The sequence below is a fragment of the Cellulosimicrobium sp. 4261 genome (assembly GCF_040546915.1).
In the GTDB taxonomy this organism is placed as follows: Bacteria; Actinomycetota; Actinomycetes; order Actinomycetales; family Cellulomonadaceae; genus Cellulosimicrobium; species Cellulosimicrobium cinnabarinum.
In genome coordinates, this window is sequence record NZ_JBEPOQ010000002.1 from 479,014 (window position 1) to 499,353 (window position 20,340).

General features: G+C 75.5%; 17 protein-coding genes. 3 read left to right on the plus strand and 14 right to left on the minus strand.

All coding sequences use genetic code 11. From position 1 onward, the window contains the following. Window positions 1-1,461 carry a Fe-S cluster assembly protein SufB gene (gene sufB / locus ABIE39_RS04495; protein WP_074805987.1) on the minus strand — a complete coding sequence of 487 codons (1,461 nt, stop codon included), beginning with the start codon at window positions 1,459-1,461 and terminating at the stop codon, window positions 1-3. A 94-nt stretch (window positions 1,462-1,555) separates the two neighbouring features. Then, window positions 1,556-2,344: a DNA glycosylase AlkZ-like family protein gene (locus ABIE39_RS04500; protein WP_175008664.1), complete on the minus strand. Its 789-nt coding sequence runs from the start codon at window positions 2,342-2,344 to the stop codon at window positions 1,556-1,558. A 204-nt stretch (window positions 2,345-2,548) separates the two neighbouring features. On the opposite strand from ABIE39_RS04500, the gene ABIE39_RS04505 reads away from it, so the two are divergent. From ABIE39_RS04505 to ABIE39_RS04515, 3 genes are all read left to right on the plus strand, one after another. After that, the gene (locus ABIE39_RS04505) at window positions 2,549-3,505 is read left to right on the plus strand and encodes an ATP-binding cassette domain-containing protein (protein WP_175008665.1); all 957 of its coding nucleotides are present in this window, start codon (window positions 2,549-2,551) and stop codon (window positions 3,503-3,505) included. Further along, window positions 3,502-4,305: an ABC transporter permease gene (locus ABIE39_RS04510; RefSeq protein ID WP_175008666.1), complete on the plus strand. Its 804-nt coding sequence runs from the start codon at window positions 3,502-3,504 to the stop codon at window positions 4,303-4,305. Before ABIE39_RS04505 ends, ABIE39_RS04510 begins: the two co-directional genes overlap by 4 nt. 67 nt (window positions 4,306-4,372) lie before the next feature. Further along, window positions 4,373-5,326: a COX15/CtaA family protein gene (locus ABIE39_RS04515; RefSeq protein WP_175008667.1), complete on the plus strand. Its 954-nt coding sequence runs from the start codon at window positions 4,373-4,375 to the stop codon at window positions 5,324-5,326. Window positions 5,327-6,096: 770 nt separating this feature from the next. Here the strand turns inward: ABIE39_RS04515 and ABIE39_RS04520 are convergent. The 12 genes from ABIE39_RS04520 to ABIE39_RS04575 form a co-directional block, all read right to left on the minus strand. After that, entirely contained in the window at window positions 6,097-6,732 is a 636-nt protein-coding gene (locus ABIE39_RS04520; protein ID WP_175008668.1) for an NUDIX domain-containing protein, read from the minus strand. Continuing rightward, window positions 6,733-8,418 (minus strand): CTP synthase, encoded by a 1,686-nt coding sequence (pyrG, locus tag ABIE39_RS04525; RefSeq protein ID WP_074805951.1) that lies wholly within the window; start codon window positions 8,416-8,418, stop codon window positions 6,733-6,735. A gap of 58 nt (window positions 8,419-8,476) precedes the next feature. Next, the gene (murJ, locus tag ABIE39_RS04530) at window positions 8,477-10,129 is read right to left on the minus strand and encodes a murein biosynthesis integral membrane protein MurJ (protein ID WP_354050604.1); all 1,653 of its coding nucleotides are present in this window, start codon (window positions 10,127-10,129) and stop codon (window positions 8,477-8,479) included. Beyond that, window positions 10,108-10,947: a hypothetical protein gene (locus tag ABIE39_RS04535; protein ID WP_186810410.1), complete on the minus strand. Its 840-nt coding sequence runs from the start codon at window positions 10,945-10,947 to the stop codon at window positions 10,108-10,110. The genes murJ and ABIE39_RS04535 overlap by 22 nt, the downstream gene beginning before the upstream one ends. A gap of 1 nt (window position 10,948) precedes the next feature. Then, window positions 10,949-12,043, minus strand: a complete 1,095-nt coding sequence (locus ABIE39_RS04540) for a copper transporter (protein WP_175008669.1) — start codon at window positions 12,041-12,043, stop codon at window positions 10,949-10,951. A gap of 124 nt (window positions 12,044-12,167) precedes the next feature. Further along, the gene (gene steA, locus ABIE39_RS04545) at window positions 12,168-13,355 is read right to left on the minus strand and encodes a putative cytokinetic ring protein SteA (RefSeq protein ID WP_021482582.1); all 1,188 of its coding nucleotides are present in this window, start codon (window positions 13,353-13,355) and stop codon (window positions 12,168-12,170) included. A 6-nt stretch (window positions 13,356-13,361) separates the two neighbouring features. Then, window positions 13,362-15,092, minus strand: coding sequence for a DNA repair protein RecN (gene recN / locus ABIE39_RS04550; RefSeq protein ID WP_354050607.1), 1,731 nt, complete (start codon window positions 15,090-15,092; stop codon window positions 13,362-13,364). Between the two features lie 2 nt (window positions 15,093-15,094). Further along, a complete protein-coding gene (locus tag ABIE39_RS04555; RefSeq protein ID WP_175008671.1) occupies window positions 15,095-16,096 on the minus strand; it encodes an NAD kinase in 1,002 nt (333 codons plus the stop codon). Further along, complete coding sequence (locus ABIE39_RS04560; RefSeq protein WP_354050609.1) at window positions 16,093-17,148, minus strand: TlyA family RNA methyltransferase; 1,056 nt, start codon at window positions 17,146-17,148, stop codon at window positions 16,093-16,095. The genes ABIE39_RS04555 and ABIE39_RS04560 overlap by 4 nt, the downstream gene beginning before the upstream one ends. A gap of 2 nt (window positions 17,149-17,150) precedes the next feature. After that, window positions 17,151-17,354 carry a hypothetical protein gene (locus tag ABIE39_RS04565; protein WP_085388060.1) on the minus strand — a complete coding sequence of 68 codons (204 nt, stop codon included), beginning with the start codon at window positions 17,352-17,354 and terminating at the stop codon, window positions 17,151-17,153. Window positions 17,355-17,504: 150 nt separating this feature from the next. Then, on the minus strand, window positions 17,505-18,527 hold the full coding sequence (locus ABIE39_RS04570) for an HAD-IIA family hydrolase (protein ID WP_257417110.1): 1,023 nt from the start codon (window positions 18,525-18,527) through the stop codon (window positions 17,505-17,507). Next, window positions 18,524-19,315, minus strand: a complete 792-nt coding sequence (locus ABIE39_RS04575) for a tetratricopeptide repeat protein (RefSeq protein WP_255437144.1) — start codon at window positions 19,313-19,315, stop codon at window positions 18,524-18,526. Before ABIE39_RS04575 ends, ABIE39_RS04570 begins: the two co-directional genes overlap by 4 nt. Window positions 19,316-20,340 lie beyond the last annotated feature (1,025 nt).

Here is a 20,340-nt window from a genome sequence, read left to right on the forward strand (position 1 = left end):
TCAGCCGACGGACCCTTCCATCTGCAGCTCGATGAGGCGGTTGAGCTCGAGCGCGTACTCCATGGGCAGCTCGCGCGCGATGGGCTCGACGAACCCGCGCACGATCATGGCCATCGCCTCGGTCTCCTCCATGCCTCGGGACATGAGGTAGAACAGCTGGTCCTCGCTCACCCGCGAGACCGTCGCCTCGTGCCCCATGGACACGTCGTCCTCGCGGACGTCGACGTACGGGTAGGTGTCGGACCGGGAGATCTGGTCGACGAGCAGCGCGTCGCACAGCACGGTCGAGGCCGAGTGCGAGGCACCCTCGAGCACCTGGACCAGGCCGCGGTAGGACGTGCGTCCGCCGCCGCGCGCGACCGACTTCGAGACGATCGACGAGGACGTGTGGGGCGCCGCGTGGACCATCTTGGCGCCGGCGTCCTGGTGCTGGCCCTCGCCCGCGAACGCGATCGACAGCGTCTCGCCGCGCGCGTGCTCGCCGAGCAGGTAGATCGCCGGGTACTTCATGGTCACCTTGGAGCCGATGTTGCCGTCGACCCACTCCATGGTCGCGCCCTCGGCCGCGGTCGCCCGCTTGGTCACGAGGTTGTAGACGTTGTTCGACCAGTTCTGGATCGTCGTGTAGCGCACGCGGGCGTTCTTCTTCACGACGATCTCGACGACCGCGGAGTGCAGCGAGTCCGAGGAGTAGATCGGCGCGGTGCAGCCCTCGACGTAGTGCACGTAGGAGCCCTCGTCCGCGATGATCAGCGTCCGCTCGAACTGGCCCATGTTCTCGGTGTTGATGCGGAAGTAGGCCTGCAGCGGGATCTCGACGTGCACGCCCGGCGGCACGTAGACGAACGACCCGCCCGACCACACGGCCGAGTTGAGCGCGGCGAACTTGTTGTCGCCCGACGGGATGACGGTGCCGAAGTACTCCTGGAAGATCTCCGGGTGCTCGCGCAGCGCGGTGTCCGTGTCGAGGAAGATGACGCCCTGGCGCTCGAGCTCCTCGTTGATCTGGTGGTAGACCACCTCGGACTCGTACTGCGCGGCGACGCCCGCGACGAGGCGCTGCTTCTCCGCCTCGGGGATGCCGAGCTTGTCGTACGTCTCCTTGATGTCCTCGGGCAGGTCGTCCCACGTGGCGGCCTGCTTCTCCGTGGAGCGCACGAAGTACTTGATGTTGTCGAAGTCGATGCCGGTGAGGTCGGAGCCCCAGCTCGGCATGGGCTTCTTGCCGAACAGGCGCAGCGCCTTGAGGCGCTGGTTCAGCATCCACTCGGGCTCGTTCTTGAGCCGGGAGATGTTGCGCACGACGTCCTCGTTGAGGCCGCGCTGCGCGATCTGGCCGGCCTCGTCGGAGTCGTGCCAGCCGTACTCGTAGGCGCCGATCGAGGCGATGATCTCGTCGTCGGTCTGCTTCTCACCGGTCGGCAGGGCCGTGCCGGCGGCGTCCTGGGTGGGAGCGCTCATGGTCGTCCTTCCACTGTCCGTCGTTGCGGGCGGGGGCAGTCGGTACAGGTTCTTCGGGGGAGGTCGTGCGGGCGGGGCGGGGTGCCCCTCGGGGTCAGGTCTCGCCCGACGACGGGCGCCCCCGCGCCCGGACGTCGTGGGCCAGGGCGGCTCGCGCCACCCGCGGTGCGGGGGCCGGGACGGAGATCCCGACCGGCACGTTCGTGGTGCACGCGTGCGCGCCGGTCGCGAGGGTCGCGAGGCGCTGCACGTGCGAGCCGAGCAGCTTGGCGAAGACCTGCGCCTCCGCCTCGCACAGCTGCGGGAACTCCTCGGCGACGTGCTGCACCGGGCAGTGCCCCTGGCACAGCTGGACGGCGGAGGTGCCGGGCACGGGGCGCACGCTCGCGGCGTAGCCGTCGTCAGCGAGGGCGGCGGCGAGCTGGGCCGCGCGGCCCTCGACGTCCGGCGCGTCGAGCCGGCCCGCGTAGCGGTCGGCGAGCTCGGACAGCCGGTCCTGGGCGAACCGCTCGACGGCGTCGGGGCCCGCGACGTCGCGCAGGTACCGCAGCGCCTGGGCGGCGAGGTCGGCGTACGTCCCGCTGAGCTCGCTCTGCCCGGCCGACGTCGTCACGTACCGGCGCGCGGGGCGGCCGCGCATCCCCGTGGGGTGCCCGGCGTCGTGGACGGCCACGAGGTCGTCCTCCTCGAGGAGCGCGAGGTGGCGGCGCACCGCGGCGGGCGTGAGGCCCAGCGTCGCGGCGAGGTCGCCGGCGCTGACGGGGCCCGCGCTCGCGACGAGCTCGAGCACGCGCTCGCGCGTGCGCCGGTCGACGTCGGTCGCGGGCGCGCCGGAGGGGGCGACGGTACGCAGCGCGTCCGGTCGGACCGCTCCTGCTCCCATGCTCACCTCCGTGGTCGGTCGGGGCACGCCTGCGCGCGCAGCGCCCTCGATATAGACAACATGGTTGTTCCCTAATTGTTCCGGCGCAAGCAAGGCGACCCTCAGACGGGTCCTCGAGGCGGCCGGTGTGGCGTACGCGACACCCCGCGCGACCAGGGCGGCCGCGGGTCGGCGGGCGCGCGCGCTCCCCCTAGAATCGGCCGGGTGCCCGCCCCCGCCGTGCTCGTGCACGACCTCGTCAAGCGCTACGACGGTCGTGCCGTCGTCGACGGCGTGTCCCTCACCGCCGAGCGTGGCGCGATCACCGCGGTGCTCGGCCCCAACGGCGCCGGCAAGACCACCACGGTCGAGTGCTGCGAGGGCCTGCGCTCCCCCGACGCCGGGCGCGTCGAGGTGCTCGGGCTCCACCCCCTGACCGACGCGCGCGAGCTGCGCCCCCGGGTCGGCGTGATGCTCCAGGACGGCGGGCTGCCGACGGGCGTGCGCGCGCTGGAGATGCTGCGGCACGTCGCGTCGATGTACGCCCGCCCGCGCGACGTCGGCGAGCTCACCGAGCGCCTCGGGCTGGAGAGCTTCGCCCGCACCACCGTCCGGCGCCTGTCCGGCGGCCAGCGGCAGCGCCTCGCGCTCGCCGCGGCGATCGTCGGGCGACCCGAGGTCGTCTTCCTCGACGAGCCGAGCGCGGGCATGGACCCGCAGAGCCGCCACGCGGTGTGGGAGCTCGTGCGCGAGCTGCGCGCCGAGGGCGTGGGGATCGTCCTCACGACGCACCTCATGGACGAGGCGGAGGACCTCGCGGACCGGGTGTACGTCGTCGACCACGGCAAGGTCATCGCGGCGGGCGCGACGCGCGAGCTCCTCGAGTCCGGCGCCGACGGCGAGACCGACCGCACCGTGCGCGTCGAGGCGACGGCGGGCCTGGACCTCGCCGGCCTGCGCGACGCGCTCGCCGCGCGCGACGGCGCCCCCGGCCCGGAGGCGTGGTCCGTCGCCGAGCCGCAGCCCGGCTCGTACACCCTCACCGGCCCCGCCGACCCGGCGACGCTCGTCGCGCTGACGACGTGGCTCGCCGCGCGCGGCGTCCTCGCGTCGCGCGTCACCGTGGGCCGCCGCACGCTCGAGGACGTGTTCCTCGACCTCACGGGACGGCACCTGCGATGACCGCGAACGAGAAGCCGTCGGCCACGACCGCGGCCCAGCGACCGGCCGGGACCGAGCTCGCCGCGCCAGCGTGGCGCCGCGTCGCCGCCCAGACGGCGTTCGAGACCCGGATGATCCTGCGCAACGGGGAACAGCTGCTCGTGACGGTCATCCTGCCCGTCATGCTGCTGCTCGGCCTCGTGCTCACGTCGTTCGTCGACCTCGACACGGGCGGTGCGACGCGCGTCGACTTCGTGACGCCCGGCGTGCTCGCGCTCGCCGTGATGTCGACGGCGTTCACGTCCCAGGCCATCGCGACCGCGTTCGACCGCCGCAACGGCGTGCTGCGCCTCATGTCGACCACCCCCCTCGGCCGCGGGGGCCTGCTCGCGGGCAAGGTGCTGGGCGTGCTCGCGGTCGAGGTCGTGCAGGTCGTCGTCATCACCGCCGTCGCGCTCGCGCTCGGCTGGCGGCCCGACCTCGCGGGGATCCCGGCCGCGCTCCTCGCCGTCCTGCTCGGCACGGCCGCGTTCACGTCGCTCGCGATGCTGCTCGCGGGGACGCTGCGCGCCGAAGGCGTGCTCGCGGTCGCCAACCTCGTGCTCGTGCTCCTCACGGTCGGCGGGGGCGTGCTCGTCCCGGCGGACCAGCTGCCCGGGCCGCTCGCGCACGTCGCCCTGCTGCTCCCGTCGGGCGCGCTCGGCGAGGCGATGCGCGGCGCCCTGCTCGACGGGTCCGTGCCGCCGTTCTCCGTCGTCGTGCTGCTGGGCTGGACCGCCGCGCTCGGCTGGGGTGCCGGCAAGCTCTTCCGCTGGACCTGACCGGCCCGGGCACATCTCACACCCGCAGGATTCCGGGCCTGCGGGCACGTCCCGATACCGTGGGACCGTGAGCACCCCGCCCCCCGCGCTCGACCCCGGCACGACCGACCGCCCCGCCGGCGACGGCGGCACCCGACCGGACCGGCTCGCGCCGCTGCGCCGCTGGACCCGACCGGTGCTCGTCGCCAACCTCGTCGCGCAGATCGGCATCATCGTCACCGGTGGCGCGGTCCGGCTCACCGGCTCGGGCCTCGGCTGCTCCACGTGGCCGCAGTGCGAGCCCGGGCAGTTCGCGGCACGCTTCCACCCCGAGACGACGTACCACCAGTTCGTCGAGTACGGGAACCGCACGCTCACCGGGGTGCTGAGCGTCATCGCGATCGCGGCCCTCGTGCTCGTGTGGACCGACCGTTCCCGCGTCCTGTCCTACCGGCTCCTGGGCGCCGTGCCGCTCCTCGGCGTCGCCGCGCAGGCGATCATCGGCGGTGTCATCGTGCTGCTGCACCTGCACCCGGGCTGGGTGTCGCTCCACTTCGTGGTCTCGGCGGCGCTCGTGTCCGTCTCGTTGCTGCTGCTGCACCGCTCCGGCGAGGGCGACGGCCCGCCCGTCCCGACGGTCGCGCCGCGCCCGCGCCTGCTCGCGTGGGCGCTGTACGGGCTCACCGCCGTCGTCGTGGTCCTCGGCGTGATCGTCACGGGCGCAGGCCCGCACAGCGGCGACGAGGAGGTCGGGTACCGGTTCGCCGTCGACCCGGCGCTCATGAGCAAGGTGCACGCATGGGCCGTCTGGGTCTTCGTCGCCGTCCTCGTCGTGTACCTCGTGAGCGTCCGCCGCGGGCCGCAGGAGGTGCGCCGCGCCGCGTGGATCCTGCTCGCCATCACGCTCGCCCAGGGCGCGATCGGCTACGTCCAGTACTTCACGGGCCTGCCCGCGCTGCTCGTGGGCCTGCACATGCTCGGCTCCGCGCTCCTCGTCGCCGGGTCCACGCGCGTCGTCCTCACGACCCGCACGCGCGCCTGACACCGGGGCCCGGCGAGCGCAGCTCCGCGACCTGCGCGTCGAGCTGCATGGCATGTCCGCCGCGTCGTGCGACGCGGCGCTGAGCGCGGCCGTGCGCGCCACCTGCTCCGCCGCCTGGCGGGTCCGCTCCCGGCGCTCGCCCGCCCCGGGAACGGCCGTGCGCCGCGGCGGGGCTCCGGCGGCCACGGCGGCGTAGAGCTCGGCCGGCGCCGCGCCCGCGAGCTGTGCCGCGGTGGTGGCGCCGGCGGACGTCCCCACGGTGAGGCCCGCCGTCGTGACGTCAACCTCGGCGTGCGCCAGACCGGCGACGACACCGATCAGCCACGCGTTGCCGGTGGAGCCGCCGCCCCCGAGCACGAGGGCGCGCTCGCCCGCGTCGATCCGGGGACTGCCGCTGCCGGACCAGGGGTCGTGGCCCCCGTCGAGGAGCCCGGAGCAGAAGAGGGTGTGGTGGTGCTCAGGGGAGTCGCCTCTCGCGACGGTGCGGCGAGCGCTCCCGGGACGGCTACGGCCGTCGCGCGATCGTGGGCTGCGAGGGAGCGCCCGGTACGGACACAGCGTTCACGGGGCTCACCTCCTCGGCTCGGTGCACGACCGACATCGACGCCAGCGCGCCCGCCTCGGCGGGTCCGGGGCAGAACGGCACGAGACCGGGGCCGGTGGCCAGCCACGCCGGGGACGAGAGGCCGCGGCATGGCCCGACGTCGCTCGCGGCCGGGCCGTCGAGGACCGGACCGGTTCCTGGTCGGACCGGACCGGTCCGGTCGGCGTCAGCCCCCGCGGCGCTCCGGCCACGGTGCGTCGGCGGGGCGCAGGGAGGTCCAGCCGCCCGCGCGCGACGTCGCGGCCGCGAGGATCCCGACGACCGCCGACGGGTTGTGCAGCGCGCCACCGAGGACGGCGGCCACCGCGTCGTCGAGCGGGACCCACCGCACCTCCATGTCGAGCTCCTCGGCCTCGCGCTCGAACCGCTCGTCGTCCGGCACGGGCGACAGGTCGCGTGCCAGGAAGACCCGGAGCGCCTCGTTCGACCCGCCGGGCGTCGTGAAGTAGTCCACGAGCACGTCCCACCGCGACGCCCGCAGGTCCGCCTCCTCGGCGAGCTCGCGGGCCGCGGCGACGCGGCCGTCCTCGCCCACGACGTCGAGCAGGCCGGCGGGCACCTCCCACAGCTCGCGCCGCACCGGGTGGCGGTACTGGCGCAGCAGCAGGACGCGCTCGTCGGCGTCGAGGGCGACGATCGCGACCGCGCCGGGGTGGTCGAGGTACTCGCGCGTGACGCGGCCCCCGTCCCCGAGGTCGACGACGTCGGCCCGCAGGTCGAACACGCGGCCCTCGTGCACGACCGTCGTCTCGACGACCGGCCGGGGCGCGAGCGCGTCCACGACCGGGTGCTCGCCGGCCACTCAGTCCGCCTGGTTCTCGAGCGCGGCGCGGACGAGCCCGCTGAACAGCGGGTGCGAGCGCGTGGGGCGCGACTTGAACTCCGGGTGCGCCTGCGTGCTCACGTAGTACGGGTGGACGTCCGCGGGGAGCTCGACGAACTCGACGAGCGACGAGTCGGGCGACGTGCCGCTGATGACGAGCCCCGCCTCCTCGAGCTGCTTGCGGTAGGTGTTGTTCACCTCGTAGCGGTGGCGGTGGCGCTCCGTGACGCGCTCCGCGCCGTAGGTCTTCGCGACGACCGACCCCGGGGTGAGCGCGGCCTCGTAGGAGCCCAGGCGCATCGTGCCGCCGAGGTCGCCGTCGCCGCCGACGATCGCGAGCTGCTCCTCCATGGTCGCGATGACGGGGTGCGACGTGCCCGGGTCGAACTCGGTCGAGGACGCGTCGTCGATGCCGAGCACGTTGCGCGCGTACTCGATGACCATCGACTGCAGGCCCAGGCAGATGCCGAGCGTCGGGACCCTGTTCTCGCGCGCCCAGCGCAGCGCGCCGAGCTTGCCCTCGATGCCCCGCACGCCGAACCCGCCGGGCACGAGCACCGCGTCCACGCCGTGCAGCGCGTCGTCCGCGCCCTCGGGCGTCTGGCACTCGTCGGACGCGACCCAGCGGATCGTGACCTTCGCGTCGTTCGCGAACCCGCCGGCGCGCAGCGCCTCCGTGACGGAGAGGTACGCGTCCGGGAGGTCGATGTACTTGCCGACGAGCGCGACCTCGACGCGGTGGGCGGGCTGGTGCACGCGCTCGAGGAGCTGGCTCCAGCCGTCCCAGTCGACGTCGTGGAACGGCAGGCCGAGGCGGCGCACGACGTAGGCGTCGAGGCCCTCCGAGTGCAGCACGCGCGGGATGTCGTAGATGCTCGGCGCGTCGATCGCGTTGACGACCGCCTCGTTGTCGACGTCGCACATGAGGGCGATCTTGCGCTTCACCGGCTCGGGCACCACGCGGTCCGCGCGCAGCACGATCGCGTCGGGCTGGATGCCGATGGACCGCAGCGCCGCCACGGAGTGCTGCGTGGGCTTCGTCTTGAGCTCGCCCGACGGGCCGATGTACGGCACGAGCGACACGTGGAGGAAGAAGACGTCGTCCCGGCCGAGCTCGTGGCGCACCTGGCGGGCCGCCTCGAGGAAGGGCTGCGACTCGATGTCGCCGACGGTGCCGCCGATCTCGGTGATGATGACGTCGACGTCCTCACCGGCCTGGGCGCGCATGCGCGTCTTGATCTCGTCGGTGATGTGCGGGATGACCTGCACCGTGTCGCCGAGGTACTCGCCGCGCCGCTCGCGCGCGATCACCTGGGAGTAGACCTGGCCGGTCGTGACGTTCGCGGAGGCCTCGAGGTCGACGTCGAGGAAGCGCTCGTAGTGGCCGATGTCGAGGTCCGTCTCGGCGCCGTCCTCGGTGACGAACACCTCGCCGTGCTGGAACGGGTTCATCGTCCCGGGGTCGACGTTGAGGTACGGGTCGAGCTTCTGCATGGTGACGCGCAGGCCGCGCGAGCGGAGCAGACGACCGAGGCTGGACGCCGTGAGGCCCTTGCCGAGCGAGGAGGCGACGCCGCCGGTGACGAAGACGTGCGCGGTGCGGTGCTCGGTACGAGCGCCCGAGGCGTTGAGGCGGGAGGAGGGCCGGTTCAGGTGATCTGCCACGGAACTCCATCCTAACAGCGTGCCCGACGACGGCACGCGGACCCGAGGGTCGGTCCGCTCACACCGGGTGGCGCGGCGAGCCCGGCGCACCGCGGCGCAGGACGCCCAGGAGGGCCGCACGGTCGCCGGCCAGGGAGACGCCGACGACGACCACGCCCGCGACGAGGGCAGCCAGCACTCCGACGCCGACGGCGGGCAGCCAGCCTGCGTCGTCGGGCAGCAGGGCGCTCGACAGCGCCGAGCCCGCGAGCGCGCCCAGCGCCACGCCGACCGCGACGACGACGAGCGTCCGCGGGACGCCGCGCGTCGCCTCCGGGCCGGCGTGGCGGCGCGTCGCGAGGAGCAGCCCCGCGCCCGCGACCGACATCCCCACCGCGGTCGCGAGGCCGAGCTGCAGGAGCACCCCGGCCTGGTCGCGGGCACCCGTGAGGGCGGGGAGCACGTACGCGGTCGCCGCGACGACGAGCCAGCCCGCGGCGGTCACGACGACGGCGACCCGCTGGCGGTCGATCGTGTACAGCGCGCGCGACAGGTGCAGGACCAGCGAGAACCCGACGATGCCCACCGCCATCGCGGCGACCGCTCCCCCGAGCCCGTCGACCGAGCCCGTCGCGATGCGGGCGAAGACCGCCTCGACGGCCGCCGACGCGGCGATCAGCGCGGCGACGCCGAGCCCCGCCACGACGAGCAGCGTGCGCGTCGTGGTCGCGAGCAGGCGCCGGTAGGCGTCGTGCCGGGCGTGCGCGACGTGCTCCGCGAGGCGCGGGAACGTGCTCGTCGCGAGCGGGAAGGCCAGCACCGCGTACGGGAGCAGGTAGACCTGCTGGGCGTACCAGTAGGTCGGGAAGGTCTGCTCCGGCCCGAACCGGTAGGCGGCGCCCATGATCGCGAGCACCGAGAGCTGCTGCGCGACGAGCGCCCCGACGCCCGCGAACGCCAGGTTGCGCGCCCGGACCGCCTCGCCGCCCGGGAAGCGCAGCGTGGGCCGCAGGCGGACGCCCAGCCGGTGCACGGGGAGCACGAGGGGCAGCGCGAGGACGGCCACTCCCGCCGTCGTGCCCCAGCCGAGCCACGCGATGGCCTGGCCCGACAGCTCGGCGACGTCCTTCTGGTTGCCGCCCGCGAGACCCGCGAACACGAGGAGGACGACGATGACCGCGACGCTCGACAGGAGCGGCGAGAACGCCTGCCAGAAGAACCGCTTGTGGGCCTGGAGGATGCTCCCGAGCACGACCGCGAGCCCGTAGAGCGGCACCTGCAGGGCGAACACGCGCACGAAGGTCGCCGTGACGTCGACGAGCTCGGGGTGCTCGCGCATGAGGAGGCCGGCGATCGGCTGCGCGAGGAGCGCGAGCAGCCCCCCGAGCGGGACGAGCACGACGAGCGTCCACCCGAGCAGGGCCGACGCGATGCGCGACACCTCGGTGCCCGCGCGCCGGACGATCGGCCCGGCGAGGAGGGGGACCACCGAGCCGGCGAGCGCACCGCCCGCGGCGACCTCGAACAGCACGTTCGGCAGCAGGTTCGCGGCCGTGAACGCCGACCCGACGCCCTCGGTGCCGACGGCGGCGGACTGCACGAGCGACCGCGCGAACCCGACGAGCCGGCTCGCGACCGTCACGAGCGTGATCATCGCGGCGGCGCCCGCCAGGGTGCCCGTGGCGGCGCGCAGCCGCCCCGCCCGCGCGCTCACGCCGGGCGCCGGCCCCACGTGTCCACGCGCCGCAGCACGCCGTTGCCCTCGATGACCTTCGAGAAGCTCACCTTCTCGCTCGCGAGGGTGAGCCCCACGACGCCCGCGAGCGCGAGCCAGCGCACCGGGCGGGGCGCGGTGAGCGCGACCTGGGAGCCGAGCGCGGCACCGAGCGCGTTCGCGCCGCAGTCGCCGAGCATGTCGCGCTCGCCGAGGTCCCCCGGCGCCGCGGCGACCGCCGCGCCGAGGACGGCACCCGTCGTCGGCGCCGCGGCGGTGCCGAGGTACGGGAGCGACGCCATCCCGGCGGCCTTGAGGGCGCGCCCCGGGCGAAGGTCGAGGAGGTTGAGCAGGTTCGCGGTGCCGGCCATGAGCGCGCCGTTCACGCCCACGTCCACGAGGTGCCCGAACGCCCCGCCCGTGCGGCGCGTGCCGATCGCCGCGGCGACGAGCGAGACGCCGCTGATCCCGAGGATCTTCAGCGCACCCGTCGTGACCCGACCCTGCGCCAGCGCTCCGAGGTGGCCGCGCAGCCCCTTCGTGCGGCTCGTCGTGTCCTCCGCGAGGTCGTCGACGAGGCCGAACGTGCCCGCGCTGGCCGTCGCGAGGGCGACCGCCGCGCGCGTGCGGGCGTCGCCGCCCGCCGCGAGCGTGCCGGCGACGAGGCCGGCCGCCACGGCCGGGCCCTCGAGCAGGCTGATCGGCTCGCCCCGGTGGTTGGTCCGGGTCCAGCGCTCCGCGCCCCCGGGCGCGCGCGACCCGGCCGCGCGGCGTGCCACGGTGGTCACCGTCGCGGCGACGCCGGCGGCCGCGAGCGTGCGCAGCGCGCGCCCCACGTCAGCCCTCCCCCGCGCCGGCGTCGGCCTGCTCGACGTCGGCCCCGGCACCGGCCGGGGCGCCCGCGGCGTCGCCCGCCGCGGCGTCCTGCGCGCCCGCGGGGGACGCCGTCGTGCGCGTCACCGGCGGGAGCTCGACCGCGGGCGGGAGGACGGCCGTCGCGCTCTCCTCGAACCCGAACTGACCCACCTGGTCCGCGAGCCGTGCCGCGAGCGCGAGCGGGACGTTGATCCGGCCCGGCTCGGCCTCGATGCCGCTGACGGTCGAGACCGTCGAGGCGAGGTCCTCGTTCGCGCGGATCGTCGAGACGACGTCGCCCGAGACCGCCGTGGGGCCGGCGACCAGCGCGGCGCCTGCGACGTCCTGCGCGGCGACGGCCACCTGGACCTCGATGTCGACCGCGTACGTGTCGGGTGCGGGCGGCTCCTCGCCCTCCGCGGCGGGGGTCGCCGGCGAGGGAGCGGAGCCCGCGAGCAGCAGGACCACGTCCGCCGGGAGGGTCTGCTCGGAGACCACGTCGACGAGCGCGAAGCGCTCGAGCAGCGCCTCGAGCTCGACCGCCTCGGGGCTGCGCTCCTCCGTGCTCGACGGCGCCGCCCCGGTGAGCGAGAGCGCGAGCGCGCGCGACAGGCGCTGCTCGGGGGTCGCGTCCTGCGGGACGTCGCCGAGCTTGTCGCCGAGGCCCTCGGCCACCGTCTGCCGCGCGCTCTCCTCGTCCTGGCTCGTCCACGAGTCCGTGAGGCGCACGTGCCCGACGACGGACGCGCCCGCCGTCTCGAGCTGCGCGGTGACGGCGTCGTCGCGCTCGTCGTCCGCGCCGTCCAGGTCGACGACCGCCACGCGACGGTCCTGGAGGGACCCCGCCACGAGCTGCGGCCCCGCGGCCTCGATGTACCGCGCGTCGTCGCCGAGCGTGACGTTGGCCTGGTCGAGCTGGTCGCGCAGCTCGTTGCGCTCGGTGCGCAGCTGCTCGACCTGCCCGGTGAGCTGGTCGCCGATCGCGCCCTGGAGCGGGCCCGCGCCGAGGATGATCCCCACGGCGAGCGCCAGGAAGACCGAGATCAACGAGACGATGTGGTACCTGAAGTCGATCACTGTGCGGTGGTGTCCTTCGGTTCGAGCTGCTGCGTGCTGGCAAGGGTCAGGGTCGGCGCCGTCCGCCGGAGGGCACGCGCCGGAGGCACGTGCGCGGGCCGTCGACGACGACGGCCCGGCGGGCTCAGCCGCCGCCCGAGAAGAGCGTCCCGATCCACGACCACAGGTCGTCGAACCGGGCGCCCACGATCCCGAAGAACGTCTGGCCCGCGGCCGTCGACCACAGCGCCGCGACGACGGCGAGGAGCCCGGCGATCGAGAGGAGCCAGAGCTGGAGGTTGGAGATCCGGTGCCGGTACAGGCGCGACACGCCCTTGGCGTCGACGAGCTTGCCGCCGACCCGGAGCCGGGTGAGGAACGTGCTCGCCATGCCCGCGCGGCCCTTGTCGAGGAACTCGACGAGCGTCGCGTGCGTGCCGACGGCGACGATGACCTCGGCGCCCTTGTCGTCGGCGAGGAGCATCGCGATGTCCTCGCTCGTGCCGGTCGCCGGGAAGACGACGGGCTCGACGCCGAGCTCCTGCACGCGCTCGAGGCCGGGCGCCTTGCCGTCGCGGTAGGCGTGCACGACGATCTCCGCGCCGCTGCTCAGCGCGCGGTCGGAGACCGAGTCCATGTCCCCGACGATCATGTCGGGCTTCCACCCTGCGTCGAGGATCGCGTCCGCGCCGCCGTCCACGCCGATGAGCACCGGCCGGTACTCCGTGATGTAGGGACGCAGCGTCGCGAGGTCCTCGCGGTAGTGGTAGCCCCGCACGACGATGAGGACCTGACGCCCCTCGATGGACGTGCGGATGTCCGGGACGCCGACGCCGTCGAGCAGCAGGTCCCGCTCGCGGCGCAGGTAGTTCATCGTGTTCTCGGCGAACGACTCGATCTCGACCGAGAGGTTCGCGCGCGCCTCCTCGAGGCTGCGCGCGACCGTCTCCTCGCTCTGCAGCACGCCCTCGGCGACGAGGTCGTCTCCCAGGTACACCTTGCCACCGTCGAGCCGCACCACGCGGCCCTCGGGGATCGCCATGATCGCGGGGCCGAGGTCGTCGACGAGCACGATGCCGGCCTCGACGAGGACGTCGGGGCCGAGGTTCGGGTAGCGGCCCGAGACCGACTTGGCCGCGTTGAGCACGGCGGACGGCTTCGCGGCGACGAGCGCGTCGGCGGCGACCCGGTCGATGTCGACGTGGTCGATCACCGCGACGTCCCCCGGGTTGAGCCGCTTGGTGAGCGCCTTGGTGCGCGCGTCGACCTTGGCCGGGCCGAGCGTGCCGGACCCGGCCTCCGGCAGGGAGGCTTTGCGCAGAGTGAGTCTCATCGTGCCCTATCGTCCCACGACCGACGACTCCAGAAGCTCCACCGCGTGGCGGCGGGCCGCGTCCGAGTCCTCCTGGCCCGAGAGCATCCGCGCAAGCTCGCGGACGCGCTCCTCCCCCGTGACCTCGCGCACACCGGTGACCGTGACCGCGGTCGACGGGTCGCCCTCGCCCGACGCCTTCGTGACGACGAGCTGCACGTCCGCGAACGCGGCGACCTGCGCGAGGTGGGTGACGACGACGACCTGGGTGCGCCGCGCGAGCGACGCGAGCCGGCGCCCCACCTCCACGGCCGCCTTGCCCCCGACCCCCGCGTCGACCTCGTCGAACACGAACGTGGGCAGCACCTGCCCGGTGCCGTCGACGGCGGCCGTCGCGAGCGCGACCTCGATCGCGAGCATGACGCGCGAGAGCTCGCCACCCGACGCGCCCTTGCCGAGCGGGCGCGCGGGCGCGCCGGCGTGCGCGACGAGCGAGAACGTCACGGCGTCGACGCCCCACGGGCCGGGCTCCTCGGCGCGCTCGACGTCGACGACGAGGCTCGCGCCTCCCATGGCGAGCCCGCGCAGCTCCTCGGTCACGGCCGTCGCGAGCTCGGCGGCGGCCCGCTCGCGCGAGGCCGTGATCGCCGTGCCGAGCCGGTCCAGCTCCGCGTCGAGCTCGTCGCGGCGTGCCGTCGCGGCCTGGAGCCGCTCCCCGCCGTCGTCCAGGTCCAGGAGCCGCAGCCCCGCGTCGCTCGCCCAGGCGAGGACGTCGTCGACCGTCTCCCCGTAGCTGCGCGTGAGCGTCCCCAGCTCGGCGAGGCGCGCGTGCGCGGACTCGAGGCCGGCCGGGTCCGCCGCCAGGTCCTCGACGTAGCCGGAGATCTCCGTCGCGACGTCCGCGAGCACGTAGCCCACCTCGGCGAGCCGCTCGGCGAGGCGCGCGAGCGCCGGGTCCGTCCCGGCCACCGACTCGAGCGCGCGGCGCGCGCGGTCGACCGACACGACGGCGTTCTCCTGCGGCTCGGCGGCCTCGTCGCCCGCGACGGCGTCGTGCGCGAGCTGCGCGGCGACCCGGAGCTCCTCGACGTTCCCGAGCCGCGCGACGAGCGCGGTGAGCTCGACGTCCTCGCCCGGCTGGGGCGCGACCCGCTCGACCTCGGCGAGCCCGAGGCGCAGCAGCTCCGCCTCCCGGGCACGCTCGCCCGCGCGCGTCTCGATGTCGTCGATCTGCGCCTGCAGCGCCGACCGCTCGGCCCACGCCTCGCGATACTGCCCGAGGAGATCGGTGTGCTGCGGCCCGGCGAACGCGTCGAGCGCCACGCGCTGACGGCTCGCGGTGCGCAGCCGGAGCTGGTCCGACTGCCCGTGCACCGTGACGAGGTCGTCGGCGATCTCCGCCAGGACGCCCTGGGGGACGCTGCGCCCGCCGAGGTGCGCGCGCGAGCGGCCCTCCGCGGCCACCGTGCGCAGGATGACGACCGAGCCGTCGTCGTCCACCTGCCCGCCCGCGTCGTCGACGCGCTGCGCGACCGCCGGTCGGTCCGCGACGCGCACCCGGCCCTCCACGACGGCGCTCGCCGCGCCCGGGCGCACCGTCGCCGGGTCCGCCTTGCCGCCCATGAGCAGGCCGAGGCCGGTGAGGACCATCGTCTTGCCGGCACCCGTCTCGCCCGTGATCACCGTCAGCCCGGCGCCGACCGGGACGCGCGCCGACCGGATGACCCCGAGGTTCTCGATCGCGATCTCCTCGAGCACGCTCACTCCTCCTCGTCCGTGGTGCCCCCGTCGCCGGGGCGCCTGCCCGTCTCGCCCGCGCCGCCCGGAGCGGCCGCGGCGCGCTCCGCGGCGGTGCCCGCCGTCGCGGCGACGCTCGCCGCACGCTCGCGCCACCCGACCACCGGCAGCGAGAACTTCGACACCAGCCGGTCCGTGAACGGCGCCGTGCTCAGGCGCGCGAGACGCAGCGGCGTGTCGGAGCGCCGCACCTCGACGCGCGAGCCGTTCGGCAGGTCGATGCGGCGCCGGCCGTCGCACGTGAGGACGCCCGACGACGCCGAGTCCGGCAGCACGTCCACCGTGATCGTCGACCGGGGACCGACGACGAGCGGGCGCGCGAACAGCGCGTGCGCCGCGAGCGGCACGACGAGCACGGCGTCGACCTCGGGCCACATCACGGGGCCGCCGGCCGAGAACGCGTGCGCCGTCGAGCCCGTCGCCGTGGCCGTGATGACGCCGTCGCACCCGAACGACGAGAGCGGACGGCCGTCGACGCCGAGCACGACCTCGATCATCCGCTCGCGCTGCGCCTTCTCCACCGTCGCCTCGTTGAGCGCCCAGCCGACGAGCGGCTCCGGCTCGCCCGGCAGGTAGGCGCGGACCTCGACGATCGTGCGCTCCTCGACCGTGTAGTCGAACGCCGCGAGGCGGCCCACCGCCGCGCGCAGGTCCTCGCGCTCGCTCTCCGCGAGGAACCCGACATGGCCGAGGTTCACCCCCAGCAGCGGCACGCCCGTGCCGTGGGTGAGCTCCGCCGCGCGCAGGATCGTGCCGTCGCCGCCGAGCACGATGACGACCTCGGACTCCGCGACGCCCTCGCGCGCCCGCGTGCGCGCCATGTGGTCGCCGAACGTCTCCGCGAGGTCGTCGTCGTGCAGCGTCACCTCGAAACCGGCGCGCTCGAGCTCGCTCACCGCCTCGTGCAGCGCGACGACCGCCTCGGGGCGGCCGCCGTGGGTGACGATCAGGACGCGTCGCGTCACGCTGCTCCTCCGGTCAGGGGTCGGTCGGTGGTCGGGGCCGCGCCCGGTGCGGCGTGCGCTGCCGGCGGCGGGACGGCCGCGGCGGAGGGTCGATCGGGCGGTTCGGTGGACAGCTCGGCGGACGGGCCCACGGTGCGGGCGACCGCGACGACCGGGGGCGGGCCGCCGTCGGGCCCGGGCTGCCACGCGACGGCCTGCGCCGCGGCGCCCTCGAGCGCCTCGTCCTCGAACGCCGCGCCGTCGGCCCGGCCCGGGTCCCCCGCGCGCAGCCACCAGAAGTACTCGCGGTTGCCGCTCGGACCGGGGAGCGGGCTCGGCACGACGGCGATCGGCCGCAGCCCGACCAGCGCGGCGTGCCGCGCGACCGCGGCGACGACCTCGACGTGCAGCGCGGGGTCGCGGACGACCCCGCCGCTGCCGAGCCGCTCGCGGCCGACCTCGAACTGGGGCTTCACCAGCAGCAGGAGGTCCGTCCCGGGCCCGACGACGCCGGCCACGGCGGGCAGGACCATCGCCAGCGAGATGAACGAGAGGTCGCCGACCACGACGTCGGGCACGACGCCCACGTGCTCGGGCGACAGGTCGCGCACGTTGAGCCCCTCGTGCACGACGACGCGCGGGTCGGCCCGCAGCGCGGGCACCAGCTGGTCGTGGCCCACGTCGACCGCGACGACCTCGCGCGCGCCGCGCCGCAGCAGCACGTCGGTGAACCCACCCGTGGACGCGCCGAGGTCGAGGCATCGCGCACCGTCGACGACCGGGGCACGGGGCAGCCCCCCGGCCTCCGCCGAGCCTGCACGACCGGCCGCGTCCAGCGCGTCGAGCACGCCCGCGAGCTTGAACGCGGCCCGGGACGCATAGCCCGGGTCGTGCGGGTCGGGCGTCACCTCCACGAGGTCCTCGGGGCCGACGGCGGTCGACGGCTTGGTCAGCACCGTCCCGGCGCGCGTCACCCGGCCCGCCGCGACGAGCTCGGCCGCGTGCCGCCGTGACCGTGCGAGCCCGCGCCGGACGAGCTCGCCGTCCAGCCGGGCGCCGTCCCGCTCCCCCACGCTCAGTCCTCCGCGCGGGCCAGCTCGGCGACCAGCGCGTCGTGCACGGCCTCCAGCACCCCCACGTGGTCAGCCGTCGCGAGGCCGTCCAGCTCGGCGAGCCGAGCGAGGACCGGTTCGAGCGACACCTCGGCGTCGCCGACGCGCGCGTCGGCCGCACGGCCAGGGGGCGGACCGGGCACGGGTCGCTGCGGACCGTCCGTCATGTCCTGCCTCCTGTCTGGTCGCGCGTCACCCGGAGCGTCGCCCCGGGGACCGCGGACCACGCTACCGGTAGCGTCCCACGGACGAGGGCGCACGGTGCCGGAAGCACGCCGCGCGCCGTGCGCCGCCGCGGTGATCCGCCCCGCGTGCCGTCAGTGCGTCCCCACCGGGAGGTCGGGGACGCTCGCCGGGTCGACGGGCAGCCCGTCGTCGACCGCCGCCCAGGCGGCCGACGCCGCGGCTCGCACCGTGTCGACCGTCGCCGCGCCGCGCACGTCCAGGCGGAGCGCGCCGTCCTCGACGCGGGCCGCGCTGTCCCCGCACGCCCACCAGCCCTCGGCGTCGCGCTCGGGCGCGGGGTGCGGTTCGAGGAGGCTGCGCAGGTCCGCGCCCACGTAGTGCGGACGCAGCCCGGGCTCCGCGAGGATCGCGTCACGCGCGGTGCTCACGCCCGTGAGGACGTGCAGACCGGGATAGCCCCCGGCCCGCGCTCCCGCGAGGTCGGTGTCCAGCCGGTCGCCGACGACGAGCGGCGCCTGCGCACCCGCCCGGTCGATCGCGAGGCCGTACATCGTGGGCGACGGCTTGCCCGCGCTGTCGGGCGTCACGCCCGTCGCGGCGCGCACCGCCCCGACGAGCGAACCGTTGCCCGGGGCGAAGCCGCGCGCGGTCGGGAGCGACAGGTCGAGATTGCTCGCCACGTGCCACGCGCCGCGCTGGACGGCGTAGGCGGCCTCGGCGAGCTGGGTCCAGCCGAGCTCGGGCGCGAACCCCTGCGCGACGGCGTCGGGCTCGTCGTCCGCGCTCTCCACGACGACGAAGCCCGCCTCGCGCACCGCCGTCAGCAGGCCCGCACCGCCGACGACGAGCACGCGCGCCCCCGGCTCGAGCCGGGTGCGCAGGAGCGCCGCGGCGGCCTGCGCCGCGGTCATCACCTCGTCCGGCGTCGTCGGGATGTCGAGACCGGTGAGCTGCTCGGCGACCGACTCCGGCTCGCGGGACGCGTTGTTCGTCACGAACACCAGCCGCATCCCGCGCCCCCGCGCGGCCGTGAGGCCCTCGGACGCGTGCTCGATCGGCTCGTGCCCGCGGTACGCGACACCGTCGAGGTCGACGAGCGCGAGGTCGTAGCGGTCGGCGAGCGCGACGTCGCTCGCGAGCAGGCCGGCGGTCACCGGTCGCCCCCGTCCGTCGGCCGCTCATCCGGGTCGGACGACGCCGACCCGGTCTCGGCCTCGTCAGGAGCGGCCTCGGGCTCGCCGGTCGAGGCGTCCGGCTCGTCGCCCGTGACGTCCGAGTCCTCGTCCTCCTCCTCGAGCTCCTCGCTCAGGTCGTAGACGACGACGTCCTCGTCCTCCTCGCCCAGCGCGGCGGCCAGCAGGCGCGCGTCGATGCCGGCGAGAATCTCGGCGGCCTCCTCCGTGCGGCCGGCGAGCTCCAGGACGGACGCGCGCGCCTGGAGCACGCGCGCGCCGAGCTCGCCGCCGCGACCGACCGGCGGCACGTTGTCGAGCACGGCGAGGGCCGCGTCGAGCTCACCGAGGTCGACGCGCGCGCCGCTCACGACGATCGCCAGCTCGGTCCGGCCGACGTCGTCCAGGGTCGCGGCCTCGTCCGACGACGCGAGGGCGAGCGCACGCTCGGGACGCCCCAGACCGCGCTCGCAGTCGGCCATGATCGGCAGGTGCTCGGAGGACCCGTTGAGGCGGCGCACCGTGCGCAGCTCACGCAGCGCCTCGGCGTACCGTCCGGTCCGGTAGGCGGTCAGCCCCGCGGCCTCGCGCGCGACGTCGACCCGCCCGGCACGACGCACCGCGGCCTGGGCGTGCTCGTACGCGAGCTCCGGGTCGGTGTCGATGAGGCGGCCCGCCATGACGAGGTGGCGCCCGACGACCTCGGCGGTGTCCTTGCTCAGCGTCCGGAGCCTGCCGCGCGCTGCGCGGTCGAGCTGGGAGATCTGCACGTCCTCGGGCAGGTCCGGGCCGGCAGGGTGCCGAGGCTCAGGACGTCGGTCGAAGCCCTCGCGGTCGCGGCCGGCCCCGGCGCGCGGGGCGTGGCCCCGGCGCTCTCCCCCGGGACGGTCACCGCCGCGGCGGTCGTCGCGCGGTCCGCCCGGTCCGCGACGCCCGCCCGCGGAGTCGCGCTCGAAGCGCCCGCGACCAGCGTCTCCGCCCCGTGCGGGACGGTCCGCACCGTCGCGCCACGGACGCGACCCGGCGTCACCGTCGCGGGGACGCGACCGGTCGTCGCGCGCTGCGCCGTACTCACGGCGCGGGCCGCGCGACGAGTCACCGCGCTCGCCCCACGTACCGCGACGGTCGGAGCGGTCCCCACCCCGTGCGTCGGCGGTCCCGCGGGAGCCGTCTCGTCGGTCGCGGTCCGGGCGCCCGCCCGAGCCGCGGCTCGCCCCGTCGCGTGCCGGACGATCGCTGCCCGGGCGGCCACGGTCGTCGTCGCGCCGACCGCGGTAGCCACCCTGGCCGCGGTCTCGCTGGTCCCCGGCACCACGGCCGGCTCCACGGGCGGGCCCGCCACGGCGGTCGCCCGACGGCGCGCCGCCCTCCCGACCACGTCCCGCACGGGGAGGTTCCTGCCGACCGTCACGGTCGCGTCGACCACCGCGGTCGTCGCCCGAGGACGGACGATCCGGCTCGGGCTCACGGGGGGTGTCGTTCACCGGGGTTCCCTCTCGTTCTGAAGTTTGCGCAGGCCATCCTCCCACGACGGGAGGACGAGGATCCTGCCCTGTCACAGGCGGTCCGCACATGATGCGGCGGCGCGGCGTCGCACCCGGCGGCCGACGAGCGGCGGCGTCCGCCAGACGTCGGCGACCCTCGCTCGCGCTCCGGGCGACGTGCGGCCTGCTGCGCCGCCGGCGATCCGGCGTGCTGGGTGCGGAAATGCCGAAGGCCCACCCCGTGTGGGGTGGGCCTTCGGTGAAGGGTTGTCCGGCGGCGTCCTACTCTCCCACCCCGTCTCCAGGGCAGT